We start from the raw sequence: 12,038 nt of genomic DNA, 5'->3' as shown, positions 1-12,038 counted from the left end.
ACGGCGTCCGGACGTGCCTCTTTTTCAAGCACGAAGCCTATGCGGATGATTAACGGTTTAATACGCTAAAAGCTTTAGGCCGTGCTGTTGGACGAAAGCCTCACATAGCGGAAACCCGCATGGGCTGGTGCTTTCCAGTCACTCTCTCCAGTCTGGATCGGTGCCTGTTGGATAAACGCTATTAGTGTTCATCCCACTTCCTCAAAAAAGCCCCACAAATTAATTTGATGGCCTACACTTGCGCGCAAGTACGGTTTGCCGCCTGCCACAAACAGTCCGGTGAGCGTGCTGGCCAAGTGCATGAACGATGCAACCGGCGTGGTCGTCCACGGGACTGAGCGACACGTGTTGGGGAAGCGGGGGCACAGGGCGATTACGTTGTTTTTGGGACCGAAACTGGAGACTTACATGAACATCAAGATTCAAAAGCTGTTGCCGATCAGCGCTGCGGCGATGCTGTTCGCGACGTTGGCAACTTCGGCTGCAGCCGACACGGTCGTCAAGATCGGTCACGTTGCACCGCTGACTGGCGGTATCGCTCACCTGGGTAAAGACAACGAAAACGGCGCGCGCCTGGCAGTTGAAGAAATCAACGCCAAGGGCCTGACGATCGGTGGCCAGAAAATCACGCTGCAACTCGATCCGCAAGACGATGCAGCTGACCCGCGCACGGCAACTCAAGTCGCCCAGAAACTGGTCGACGACAAGGTCGTTGCAGTGGTTGGCCACTTGAATTCGGGCACGTCGATTCCGGCTTCGAAGATCTATAGCGATGCAGGCATCGTGCAGATCTCGCCGTCGGCAACGAACCCGGCCTACACGCAACAAGGTTTCAAGACGACGTACCGCGTCGTGGCGACCGATGCGCAACAAGGTCCGGCACTGGCTAACTACGCAGCGAAGGGTCTGAAAGTGAAGAGCGTCGCGATCGTCGACGACTCGACCGCTTACGGCCAGGGTCTGGCAAACGAATTCGAAAAGACGGCGAAATCGCTGGGCCTGAACGTGATGTCGCATGATGCGACGAACGACAAGGCTGTCGACTTCCGCGCGATTCTGACGAAGATCAAGGGCGAGAACCCGGACGCGATCATGTACGGCGGCATGGACGCCACCGGCGGCCCGTTCGCCAAGCAAGCCAAGCAGCTCGGCCTGCGCGCGAAGGTGCTGGCAGGCGACGGCGTGTGTACCGACAAGCTGTCGGACCTGGCTGGCGACGCAACCGACAACATCGTCTGCTCGGAAGCCGGTATGGCGCTCGAGAAGATGGCTGGCGGTTCGGCGTTCCTCGCCAAGTATCAGAAGCGTTTCGGTCAGCCGATCCAGATCTACGCTCCGTTCACGTATGACGCTGTGTACATCATCGTCGACGCTATGAAGCGTTCCAACTCGACCGATCCGGCGAAGATCCTGGCAGCAATGCCGAGCACGGATTACAAGGGTGTGATCGGCGAAACCACGTTCGACTCGAAGGGCGACCTTCAGCACGGCGTGATCTCGCTGTACAACTACAAGTCGGGCAAGAAGACGCTGCTCGACGTAGTGAAGATGTAAAAATCGCGTGATCGAAGGCAGCGTGTTGTCTGTCTTCGGTTGCATGGTTTAAAAGGCACGCGCGCCGCAAGGTCCGCGTGCTTTTTCTTTTGCGGATCCGCTTGTTGGGAGTGACTGCCGTGACCTCTGTGCCCCGTTCGTTCGACGACGCATGGCGCCGCTGGATCGCTGAAAATCTGCTGCTCGACGCGCCGTCATCCGCGTTGCATGGCGCGCTGGTCGGTCACGGTTTCGACGCGGCCGATGCCACGCGAGAAATCGACGCGGCGCTCGCGAGTCCTTATTTTCACGGTGCAACGCGTCTGCGCAATCGTTTGCGCAAGCGCGAATGGATTTTGTCGGTGTACGGCGAGCTCAATCGCATGCGCGCGGCGAGCGGTGTGGTTGAACGGCGCGAACGTTTATCGCGCGACGCGTTCTTTGAGCAGTACTACTTTCAAAACCGGCCAGTGATCATCACCGGCGCATTCGATTTCTGGCCTGCGCGTTCGCGGTGGAATTGGGACTACCTTCGCGAGCGGTGCGGCGAGCGTGAAGTGGAAGTGCAGTTCGGCCGCGAATCGGACGCGAATTACGAAATCAATCAGCCCAGGCTCCGGCGCACGATGCGCTTTGCCGACTATGTCGACCTCGTCGAGCAGAGCGGGCCGACTAACGATTTCTACATGACGGCCAATAACACCTCGCACAATCGCGCGGCGCTCGCGGCGTTATGGTCCGACGTGCCGCCGATCGACGAATATCTCGACGCTACATCGCCCGATACCGGTTTCTTCTGGATGGGACCGGCTGGAACCAAGACACCGTTTCACCACGACCTGACCAATAACTTCATGGCTCAGGTGATTGGCCGCAAACACATCAAACTCGTCCCGCTGTCGGACACGCCGTTTATGGCGAACCATCTGCATTGCTATTCCCAGGTGGACGGCGCGGCGATCGACTACGACAGCTTCCCGTCGATGCGGCAAGCGCAGTTGATCGAATGCACGCTCGCGCCCGGCGAACTGCTGTTTCTGCCGATAGGCTGGTGGCATTACGTGGAAGGACTTGACGCATCGGTGACGATGACGTTCACCAACTTTCTGCGTGGTAACGAGTTCTCGCGTCACTACGATACGTATCACGAACTGTGACGCGCGGATAAAGCGACTCGGCTCTTCGGCGCTGCGTCATAAGAGTGTGGCTCGCGCAGCCAGACGCGCCGACAAAAAAAACGGCGAGCCGGTTGCCCGGCTCGCCGCCCCCCTCGACGCCGGTTTTTATCGCGTCGTTATGTGCAGTCGTTGTTCTTGTTCGTCATTTCTTTGAAGCGATGCCGCCCAGACCGCCGAGCAAGCCGCCGCCGGTCGTGCCGCCGGCGGACGTTGCCGCGCCGCTCAAGGTGCCGGTGACGGTGCTCAACAGGCCGGTGATCGGCGCGAGCGGGTTGCTGCTTCCGCCGCCGCTGCCCGATCCCGTGGCCGAGCCCAGCGCGCCGGTCAGCGTCGACACGACCGAGGTCACCGGTGCGAGCGGATTGCCGCCGCTGCCCGTTGCGCCGCTCAATGCGCCCGTGACCGAGCTCACGACCCCGGTCAGCGGCGCAAGCGGACTGCCCGAACCTGCTCCGCCGAGACTGCCGGTCAAGGTGCTGACCACATTGGTCAACGGCGCGAGCGGGCCGCCGGCGCCGCTGCCGCCCGTCAGGCCGCCGCTCAAGGTGCCGGGCAGCGCGGTGAGAATGCTGGTCAACGGCGCGAGTGGCGAGCCCGTGCCGCCGCCGCTGCCCGGATTCAGAATGCCTGTGATGCCGCCGAGCGGATTGCCGCTGCCGGTGCCCCCCGCCGTCAGCAGGCCGCCTGCGGACGTGACCGTGTCGCCGAGCTTGGTGACGACGTTGCCAAGATTCTCACCGATCGGATTGCCGGTCGCGCCGCTGAGTTTGCCGCCGGCGCTGTCGAGGCCATGGCCGACCGTCGAGAGCAGGCCGTTCAGCGGTGCGCCGAGACCGGTCGTGTCGCCGACGGTTTGCGTCGTCTGCGCGAGCGTGCTCGTAATCGGCGTGATCGCGGTGTTGATCGTCTGCGTGACTTGCTGGATCGGGCCGTTCGTCAACTGCGAGCCGAGTTGCGTACCCAGCCCGCTGACGGCGTTGCCCACCGTCGAGACCGCGCTGCCCAGCGGTGTTGTCAACGGACTGAGCGGCGCGGTAGGTCCGCTGCCGAGACTCGTCACGAGTTGGCCGGCGCTGTTGACGGACTGGCCCGCGTTGTAGACCAGGTTGCCGCTACTGGCGAGCGTCGCGCCGAGCGGATCGGTGGAATTGCCCAACTGGCCCAGGCCGCTCGCTACGCCCGTGCCGACCGCGGTCACGCCGCTGCCGAGATTCGACACGACATTGCCGAGCGCCGTGGCGGTCGCCGGATTCGCGCCCGGAATCGGCGTGAGGCCGATCTGGCTGCCGACGGCGGAGACGGTTTGGCCGACGGCGCTGACGACGTTGCCGCTTTTTTGCACGACGACGCCGACGGGGTTGGCGCTGGTGGGCGTCGGAGTTGGCGTGGGCGTCGGTGTCGGAGTTGGTGTGGGAGTTGGCGTCGGCGTAGGTGTGGGCGTAGGCGTCGGCGTGGGAGTCGGCGTGCCGCCGCCCGCTCCGCTCCCCCCGCCTGGCCTGTTCAAGGTGCTTCCGCATCCCGTCAGGACGATCATCGACGTGACGCACATGGCGATCGCCGTCAGCTTGAATTTGCGATTCATGGTCTGCTCCCCCGTAGTTTGGTCATTACTTGGGGGAACTAACTGCAAGGCCTATGCCATTTCGACCTGCCTGGCTGTGGCATGCAATAAATGCATATGAATCAATGTGTTGGAGGTGCGGGAGCCGCGGGCGGCCAAGCTTCATTCAACCGATGTGTCGCGGAACACCTCAGCGCGCGGCCCATGCGTAACGTAACGTGCGTCGAGCGTGTTTAGTATGCCGCCGCACGCAATGACGCAGCAGCGGCGCGCTTTTGCATCAGATCTTCAAACGCCGCAAAACCCTCGGACCGACCAGCGCAATCAACGCGGAACAGAGCGCCACCACCGACAACCCGATCGGCAAACCGGTCACCTGGGTCACCGCGCCGATGATCACCGGCCCGAGCAGCAGCCCGAAGTACGCCAACCCGGCAACGTGCGCGAGTCCTTCCGCCGGATGAATGCCTTTGACGCTCGCGGCCGCCGCGAACAGCACAGGCATCATGTTCGCGAGCCCGAGACCCATCAGCGTGAAGCCGATTAGCGCCGCAACCGCATTCGGCAGCAGCAGCGCCCCGACCATCCCGACGCAGGCGAGCGCTGCGCTTGCCATCACCAGTTGCGGTGCGCCGAAGCGGGCGCGCACGGCGTCGCCGCCGAACCGCGCGGCCGCCATGCCGCCCGAGAACGCCGCGTAGGCCGCGCTCGCGAGCGCGGGCGTGGCCAGCACGACGTCGCGCATATAGACGGTGGCCCAGTCGTACATCGCGCCTTCGGCGATCAGCGCGACCAGCGCCATTGCACCGAGCGCCCACAACGCCGGCGAGCGCCAGCGATTCGCGCGCGGCGTGGCGAAGTCGGGATGATCGGCATGCGGCACGTGCGGCAGCACGGAAGGACAGGCGGCGATCAGCACGAGCGCGCTCACCGCGGCAGCCAGCGCGAGATGCACCGCCGGCGCCATGCCGCGCGACAGCAGCGCCCCGCCGACCGCCGCACCGAACATCCCGCCGACGCTGAACATGCCGTGCAACGACGACATGATCGGCTTGCCAAGCGCTTTCTCGACGGCGCTCGCCTCGGCGTTCATCGCGACATCCAGCGTGGCCATGCCCGCGCCGAAGGTGGCCAGCACGACCAGCAGCATCCAGTAAGCGGGCACGACCAGAATCAGCGCTGCGCACACCGCCATCACCAGGCCGCCGGCGAGGCAGGCGCGGCGCGTGCCGACCCGCGCGATCCACGAAGCATTGGCCGCCATCGCGCCGATCGAGCCGCCGGCGACAGCCAGCAATGCAAACGAGAGCAGCGCCGCGTTCAGATGAAAACGGTCGCGCACCGTCGGCACGTGCACGCCCCACGACGCGTACATCATGCCGGCAATGAAGAACACCGCCATCGTGGCGAGACGGGCGCGCTGCCTGGCGGTATCGGAGAGGTCGCGGTGAGCAGCTGGAAGGGCGGCGAATTCGGAGGAGCGGTCTGACACGGAAATCTCGAGGAGGGGTGACGCGCGAGAAAGCGCGTTGAAAGCGAATTCCCGATTCTAACGAAGCATGCTGTCTTATGCTTGGAAGGCGGAATCCGCATATTGGCGATTATTCAGTTCGGAGGCGCCAGCGTTGTGCGGTCTGCTTACCGGCGTTTGTGATTCGTCGCATATCTATCGAGGAACGCGCACTTGAATATTCCCGCTCACGCTCCGCTGCATCTGCTGCATACAGCCGCCGTCGGCACGCTCGCCACTCATGCGCGCCAGCCAGAAGGTTTTCCTTATCCGTCCGTGCTGCCGTTCGCGCCGGACTTGCAGCATCGTCCGACGATCCTCGTGAGCCGGCTCGCCGAGCACACCCATAACCTGCACGCCGACCCGCGCGCCGGTTTTCTCGCCGTCGACGCCCCCGACGGCGACGTGCTGAGCGGCCAGCGCGTCACCTTGCTCGGCACCTTCGAGCCGGTCGACTCGACGCCCGAGGTGGTGCAACGTTATCTGCGCTATCACCCCGACGCAGAGCGCTATCTCGTACTCGGCGACTTTACTTTCTGGGCGATGAGGCTCGAGCGGCTGCGTTATATCGGCGGCTTCGGCGCAATGGGGTGGCTTGCCGGCGATGAACTCGATCCATTGCCGCCACTCGGTTTCGATGAAGAGAACGCGTTGATCGCGCAATTCCCCGCTCGGTCCGGCAGTAAGGGCGAGTTTCAATTGCTCGGCGTCGATCGATATGGCGTGGATGTGAAATTCAACGGCGGACGCAGCCGTTTTCCCTTCGACGATGCCAAACTCAATACCGAAACCTTGCGCGCCGCGCTAGAAGATTGCATGCAGCGCTACATGAATTAGATTTTTACCGATGTTCGGGGAAACCACTCATGCGTAATAACAGCGCAGGCGGTCTGTCGCAATATGTTACGACGTTTCATGTTGAAACTCTCATGGCATGAAATGTTGGCCTTGAATCGAGATCTTAAATTTCATTTTTTGATAGTTAATCCCATAATTACTGATGCCAACTGCGTTTTTCAGCAAAAAGCGAAATCAGCTATTTGAAAGGAAGGGATGTAGCGCGGTGGCGGCTGGAAATTTTTTGAAACGAATTCGGATTAATTTTGTGCCCTCGCTTTTGTAATCTTTCTATTTTGTGTTAATCTCGCCATCAAATTCCGAGGCATGATCCATCTTCAAAGGGCAAGCTGGCTTAAGACTGGCAGTCATTTATCCAAACCACAAAGGGAACCTATGTCTTCCTACAAGGAACTACTCGCCCAGCGCGAGAAGCTCGAAAAGCAGATCGAAGAAGCGAAGTCGCGCGAATACGCTGAAGTGTTGAATGAAATCAAGCAGAAAATGACCGACTACGGCATTTCTCTGACAGAACTCGGTGGCGGTCGTGCCGCTAAGGGTGCCAAAGCCGCGCGTCCGCGCGCAGGTGTCGCACCCAAGTATCGCGACCCGGATAGCGGCAGCACGTGGTCGGGCCGTGGCAAGCCGCCGCGCTGGATCGCAGGCCTGGATCGCGAGAAGTTTCTGATCGAGAAGTAATGCTTTGGCCAGCAGCTTTTGCTCGCGGCTTTTGCGGGCAACTAATGCTTTGGTCATCAAGTCATACGAATAGCTTCAATCAGATGCAGTTATAGCGTCTGCCGTTGCGAAAGAGAACCGCGTACCGTCGAGGACGCGGTTTTTTATTGCCGCAATCGATGTCGTGGTTTTTGTCGCACGTACACCGGTCAACTGGAACGCGAATGCTTTTCGTTTAGATAAGCGGCTGATTTAAAAGGAATTTTTTAGACGCCGCCAGCGCGTTTCGAGAAGCGCCGGGTAGAATGCAAGAAGTGAACTTTCATTCCACTTCTGACATGCCTGCCGCTGCCGCCGCCGAATCCGCCGAAAAACATCGCATTGCGCGCAAAAGTACCTTTGTCAGTATTGCGCTCAATACGGTGTTGATGACGCTGCAAATCGTGATCGGTGTGTTTGCGCATTCGCAGGCATTGGTCGCCGACGGTGTTCATTCCCTCGCCGATCTGATTTCCGATTTTGTCGTGCTGATTGCCAATCGGCACAGCGGCGCAAAGCCCGACGCGGATCACAATTACGGGCATAGTCGCTATGAAACCGTGGCGTCGTTATTTTTGGGCGCGCTTCTGATCGCGGTGGGCTGCGGCATGTTATGGCGCGCCGGAACGCGTCTCGCCGATTTGCAGAACATTCCTGGCGTGCATATGAGCGCGCTCGCGGTCGCCGTGCTGGTTCTGATTTCCAAAGAGAGTTTGTTTCGCTACATGCTGCGGGAGGCGCAACGCGTGCGTTCCGCCATGCTGATCGCCAATGCCTGGCACGCGCGTTCCGACGCGGCCTCGTCGCTGGTGGTCGCGATCGGTATTGTCGGCAGCCTCGCCGGCTTGCGGCTGCTCGATCCGATTGCCGCGGCGATCGTCGGCTTCATGGTCGCGCGCATGGGCTGGATGTTCGGCTGGGACGCGTTGCAGGATCTCTCCGACCGCGCGCTCGACGATGCCGCTACCGCCGACATGCGCGCGCTGTTGCTGTCTACGCCCGGCGTGCGTGACGTGCACGAAATGCGCACGCGCAAGATGGGCGACTTCGCGCTCGTCGACGCGCACATTCTCGTCGATCCGCTGATCTCGGTATCGGAAGGGCACTACATCGCCGAGTCGGCGCGTTTGCGCGTGCTGACGGACAACCGTGTGCTCGACGCGCTGATTCATGTCGATCCCGAGAACGATGCGCTTGCGCATCCGCCCTTCGATATGCCTACTCGCGAGCGGGTGATTGCAGAGGTGAACGCCGCGTTGGCGTCTCACGGCCTGAAGGCGGCGGCGGTGAATATCCACTACTTGAGCACGGGGCTGGATGTCGAAGTTGTGCTGCCGGACGCGTTGTCGTCGCGCGTGCTGGACGGCGGAACGCAACGGCTTGGGCGGGTGGATCTGGCGGCGCTCAAGGCTCGCCTGGGCGCGCGCAAAGTGGAACTGCTACAGGCATTGGATGCGACGTCCGCCGCGGAAGCCGATCGGCAGGCGCTCGGTGCAAAAGGCGGCGTGGCCACTTAGGAACGCACGAAGGCGACGGAACCGCACAGCGCCGCTGATACCAACGGCGCGGCGCGAGCATGCTGCCGCGTGGCGTCCTGCCGTCCTGGCGTCGTTAAGCCATCAGGATCACAGCGGCAGTTGCGTATCGAATTTGATCTCGCGCAGCACCACGCTCGTGCGAACCTGCGCGACAGCGGGAATCTTGAAGATGCGCTCGTGCAGAAAGCTGTCGTACGCCTTGATGTCCGGCGCGACGATCTTTAGGATGTAGTCCGATTCGCCGGTCGTGCTGTAGCACTCCGTGACTTCCGGGCAGGTGGCGATTTCCCGCTCGAACTGTTCCACGCCGCCTTCGGTGTGCCGCGTGAGATGAATATGCGCGAGGGCGCACACGTGCAGCCCGAGCTTTTCCCGATCCAGCAACGCCGTGTAGCGCTGGATGACCCCCGACTGTTCCATGTCCTTGATGCGCCGCCAGCACGGCGTGCTCGACAGGCCGACCTGGTCGGAAATTTCTTGCACCGAGCGGCGCGCGTCGAGCTGCAATAGGCGCAGGATTTTTTGAGAGAACGTATCGAGTGTCAACTGCGCCTCCGTTTGCGTCGCCGTATCAACGCATGGTAGAGGGCGCGAAAACGAAACGCAATGTAAAACGGGTTCGATGAGGGAGATTACCTAATTTGTCGGTTCCTCAGTGGTGTTTTGTCCTGTGCCGTCCCCATCTTTACCCGCTGCGAGGGTGATCGCCTGACTTGCGCGCAGATCCTTCAACATGTTGCAGAAAAGCGCGCCTTGTTCGATCGCGTCGTCCAGCGCGACATGCGTGTGCGGATGTTCGTCGAACCAGTGCTTGGGAAAGCGCGGCTTGATGTTCTTGCGGTACGGCAGGCCGGTCATGGCGAAGGCCAGCGTCTTGATGTCGAGCGCCGACCAGGAAAACGGGCAGCGGCCGACGAACCGCATCATGTACCAGAACATATAAGTGAAGTCGAAGCCGGCCGGCATCGCCACGAACACCGGTTTGCCCGGCAAGGCTTCCACCCAGTCGACATACGCCGTCAACGCGGCCACGGGCGTCTGCAAGTCCTTGCGGCACGCTTCCCATGCTTCGGGCTGGGTCTTCCACCACGCTTCCTGCACGGGATGCGCCTTGGCGCCGTCGAGCAACTCGAGGTTTGCCGAGAAGGTGGCGATCAACCGCTTGTCCTCGGTGTAAGCGGCGGAGGCGAAACTGAGCATGGAATGCGGGCCGGGAATCGGGCCGTCCGCTTCGACATCGGTGCTCACGTAGATTTCGCTGCTCATGCCTCGACTCCGTCGGCGACGTACGGATTGGTGCGGCGTTCGGCGCCGAACGTCGACGTGGGGCCGTGGCCCGGAACGAAGGTGATGTCGTCGCCGAGCGGCCAAAGTTTTTCACGGATCGAGCGCACGAGATCCGCGTGATTGCCGCGCGGAAAATCCGTGCGCCCGATCGAGCCGGCGAACAGCACGTCGCCCACCAGCGCCAGCCGATGCGCGCGGCTGACGAACACCACATGGCCCGGCGTATGGCCGGGGCAGTGATAGACCTCGAGCGTTTCGTCGCCGAACTGCACGCTCTCGCCGTTCTGCAACCAGCGATCCGGTTCGAACGCTTCGGCGGCCGGAAAGCCGAAGCGCGTGCTTTGATCCGGCAGCTTGTCCAGCCAGAAGCGTTCGTCGGGATGCGGGCCTTCGATCGGCACGCCGTAGTGCGTGGCCAGCGTCTTCGCGCCCGCGCAGTGATCGATGTGGCCGTGCGTCAGAAAAACTTTTTCGACCGTCACATTCTGCCGCGCGATCTCGCCCTGAATGATGTCGAGGTCGCCGCCCGGATCGACGACGGCCGCACGTCCGGTTGCCTCGCAAACGAGCAGCGAACTGTTCTGCTGGAACGGCGTGACGGGGATCAAGGTGACTTTCATGGATGACGGCGCCGCTGGAAAAACGTTGATTGTACCGGCCTCTCGTCCACCTTCGCCGAGGGCGCTGAAGCCCCGGCGCAGCTGGCCTCGCGCTGCTCATTTTTGCAGCAGGTGTGAAAATTCATCAAGGTTTTCAGTCGCTTGCCAACCCGGAATTCTGTTTTGGGTATAATGCACTCCATGCACAGGGAACTGTGCATGCCACAAGGCGATGCGTCCCCATCAAAAATGGGCACGCGGATCGCCACTCAAGTATGGGCTGTCGCACTTTTGGACGGCCATCAAGTATCGATGCTTTCGATGCACACGTCTTGCCCAGCCAGGCGCCGCGCGCCTGCTACGGACTTAACTGCCGTGACGCTGGGTGGGGCCTACGCCGCCGTTCCTGCGCGCTGAGTTTCGCGCGCAAGAACGTGTTTGCCACGTTCGATGGCGGCATGTGGGGTCTGGTCAGGCTGCCGGGGACAGGTTGCGCCAGACGTGAAAATTAACCGTGCGGTAGCGGCTGAGTGAGTCGCATCCGGGCTTTGACGTTCTGCGCTTGTCTGCGCGGCGCGTTGTCGTCCATTGCCGCCGGAGTCGCAGGCAACACGCTCAACTTTCGCGTGATGCGGCTCGACAATGTGATTGCACGTCTTATGAAAACTCGGTTATCCCGTGGTCTGGGGACTCTTTTTGCCTTTTTTGTGCTGGCGGGTTGCGCCACGCCTCCGGGCGCCGGCAACACGTCGGAAAGCGGCGTGCCGCAACGCACGAAATTGACGCAGGCGGGCTCCTTCGGACCGCAAGCTTTCGGTAGCGCGCCGGCCTCCGACGCGACCGCCCAAGGCTCGTCGCTGGCCGATGCAAAGCCGCTCACCGATGAAGGTTCCGGCATTTCGGACTTTCATCAGACCGGTCGCGCTTCGTGGTACGGCCGCGGCTTCCATGGCCGCCGTACCGCCAATGGCGAACGCTATGACATGCACGCGCTGACCGCGGCGCATCGTACGTTGCCGCTCGGCTCCTATGTGCGCGTGACCAATCCGGCCACGTCGCGCTCGGTGGTCGTGCGTATCAACGACCGTGGTCCGTATGCGCGTGGCCGCGTGATCGATCTTTCCATGGCTGCGGCGTCCGCGTTGAACATGCGCCATGCCGGTACGGCACGGGTGCAGATCGAAGGTCTGACGCAGCAGGAAGCACGCGACGCGCGTAATGAAATGCTGGCGTCGAACTCGGATTCGACCGCCCAGAAGTGATATGACGGCGGCGAGC

Annotated in this window: 11 protein-coding genes; 6 read left to right on the top strand and 5 right to left on the bottom strand. The window is 61.7% G+C overall.

Going from position 1 to position 12,038, the window contains the following annotated elements; all coding sequences use genetic code 11:
• The first annotated feature begins 408 nt into the window (after positions 1–408).
• Positions 409–1,554 carry a branched-chain amino acid ABC transporter substrate-binding protein gene (locus tag B0G75_RS07310; RefSeq protein WP_106302606.1) on the top strand — a complete coding sequence of 382 codons (1,146 nt, stop codon included), beginning with the start codon at positions 409–411 and terminating at the stop codon, positions 1,552–1,554.
• A gap of 119 nt (positions 1,555–1,673) precedes the next feature.
• Positions 1,674–2,690, top strand: a complete 1,017-nt coding sequence (locus tag B0G75_RS07305) for a cupin-like domain-containing protein (protein WP_106303653.1) — start codon at positions 1,674–1,676, stop codon at positions 2,688–2,690.
• Positions 2,691–2,853: 163 nt separating this feature from the next.
• Here B0G75_RS07305 and B0G75_RS07300 read toward each other — a convergent pair whose 3' ends face one another.
• Positions 2,854–4,293, bottom strand: a complete 1,440-nt coding sequence (locus tag B0G75_RS07300) for a collagen-like triple helix repeat-containing protein (RefSeq protein WP_106302603.1) — start codon at positions 4,291–4,293, stop codon at positions 2,854–2,856.
• A gap of 259 nt (positions 4,294–4,552) precedes the next feature.
• On the bottom strand, positions 4,553–5,764 hold the full coding sequence (locus B0G75_RS07295) for an MFS transporter (RefSeq protein WP_106302600.1): 1,212 nt from the start codon (positions 5,762–5,764) through the stop codon (positions 4,553–4,555).
• Positions 5,765–5,956: 192 nt separating this feature from the next.
• On the opposite strand from B0G75_RS07295, the gene B0G75_RS07290 reads away from it, so the two are divergent.
• The 3 genes from B0G75_RS07290 to B0G75_RS07280 all read left to right on the top strand — a co-directional run bounded on the left by B0G75_RS07290 (position 5,957) and on the right by B0G75_RS07280 (position 8,853).
• Positions 5,957–6,619, top strand: coding sequence for a HugZ family protein (locus B0G75_RS07290; protein WP_106302597.1), 663 nt, complete (start codon positions 5,957–5,959; stop codon positions 6,617–6,619).
• Positions 6,620–7,015: 396 nt separating this feature from the next.
• Positions 7,016–7,318: an H-NS family nucleoid-associated regulatory protein gene (locus B0G75_RS07285; RefSeq protein ID WP_106283886.1), complete on the top strand. Its 303-nt coding sequence runs from the start codon at positions 7,016–7,018 to the stop codon at positions 7,316–7,318.
• A gap of 317 nt (positions 7,319–7,635) precedes the next feature.
• Positions 7,636–8,853 carry a cation diffusion facilitator family transporter gene (locus B0G75_RS07280; protein ID WP_106303650.1) on the top strand — a complete coding sequence of 406 codons (1,218 nt, stop codon included), beginning with the start codon at positions 7,636–7,638 and terminating at the stop codon, positions 8,851–8,853.
• A 108-nt stretch (positions 8,854–8,961) separates the two neighbouring features.
• On the opposite strand, the gene B0G75_RS07275 is transcribed toward B0G75_RS07280, so the two are convergent.
• From B0G75_RS07275 to B0G75_RS07265, 3 genes are all read right to left on the bottom strand, one after another.
• A complete protein-coding gene (locus B0G75_RS07275; protein ID WP_012431468.1) occupies positions 8,962–9,420 on the bottom strand; it encodes an Lrp/AsnC family transcriptional regulator in 459 nt (152 codons plus the stop codon).
• 90 nt (positions 9,421–9,510) lie between these two features.
• Positions 9,511–10,140 carry an exonuclease gene (locus B0G75_RS07270; RefSeq protein ID WP_106302594.1) on the bottom strand — a complete coding sequence of 210 codons (630 nt, stop codon included), beginning with the start codon at positions 10,138–10,140 and terminating at the stop codon, positions 9,511–9,513.
• Positions 10,137–10,781: an MBL fold metallo-hydrolase gene (locus B0G75_RS07265; RefSeq protein WP_106302591.1), complete on the bottom strand. Its 645-nt coding sequence runs from the start codon at positions 10,779–10,781 to the stop codon at positions 10,137–10,139. The genes B0G75_RS07270 and B0G75_RS07265 overlap by 4 nt, the downstream gene beginning before the upstream one ends.
• Positions 10,782–11,419: 638 nt before the next feature.
• Here B0G75_RS07265 and B0G75_RS07255 point away from each other — a divergent pair.
• Complete coding sequence (locus tag B0G75_RS07255; RefSeq protein ID WP_374956881.1) at positions 11,420–12,022, top strand: septal ring lytic transglycosylase RlpA family protein; 603 nt, start codon at positions 11,420–11,422, stop codon at positions 12,020–12,022.
• Positions 12,023–12,038 lie beyond the last annotated feature (16 nt).

The organism is Paraburkholderia sp. BL18I3N2, from assembly GCF_003001875.1.
Classification (GTDB): Bacteria; Pseudomonadota; Gammaproteobacteria; order Burkholderiales; family Burkholderiaceae; genus Paraburkholderia; species Paraburkholderia phytofirmans.
This window is presented reverse-complemented; position numbering and strand designations above follow the sequence as displayed.

Excerpts from the sequence above, each read along its gene's own strand:
- B0G75_RS07310 (WP_106302606.1), top strand. The coding sequence starts at position 409 with ATGAACATCAAGATTCAAAAGCTGTTGCCGATCAGCGCTGCGGCGATG.
- B0G75_RS07300 (WP_106302603.1), bottom strand. The coding sequence starts at position 4,293 with ATGAATCGCAAATTCAAGCTGACGGCGATCGCCATGTGCGTCACGTCG.
- B0G75_RS07285 (WP_106283886.1), top strand. The coding sequence starts at position 7,016 with ATGTCTTCCTACAAGGAACTACTCGCCCAGCGCGAGAAGCTCGAAAAG.
- B0G75_RS07280 (WP_106303650.1), top strand. The coding sequence starts at position 7,636 with ATGCCTGCCGCTGCCGCCGCCGAATCCGCCGAAAAACATCGCATTGCG.
- B0G75_RS07270 (WP_106302594.1), bottom strand. The coding sequence starts at position 10,140 with ATGAGCAGCGAAATCTACGTGAGCACCGATGTCGAAGCGGACGGCCCG.
- B0G75_RS07265 (WP_106302591.1), bottom strand. The coding sequence starts at position 10,781 with ATGAAAGTCACCTTGATCCCCGTCACGCCGTTCCAGCAGAACAGTTCG.
- B0G75_RS07255 (WP_374956881.1), top strand. The coding sequence starts at position 11,420 with ATGAAAACTCGGTTATCCCGTGGTCTGGGGACTCTTTTTGCCTTTTTT.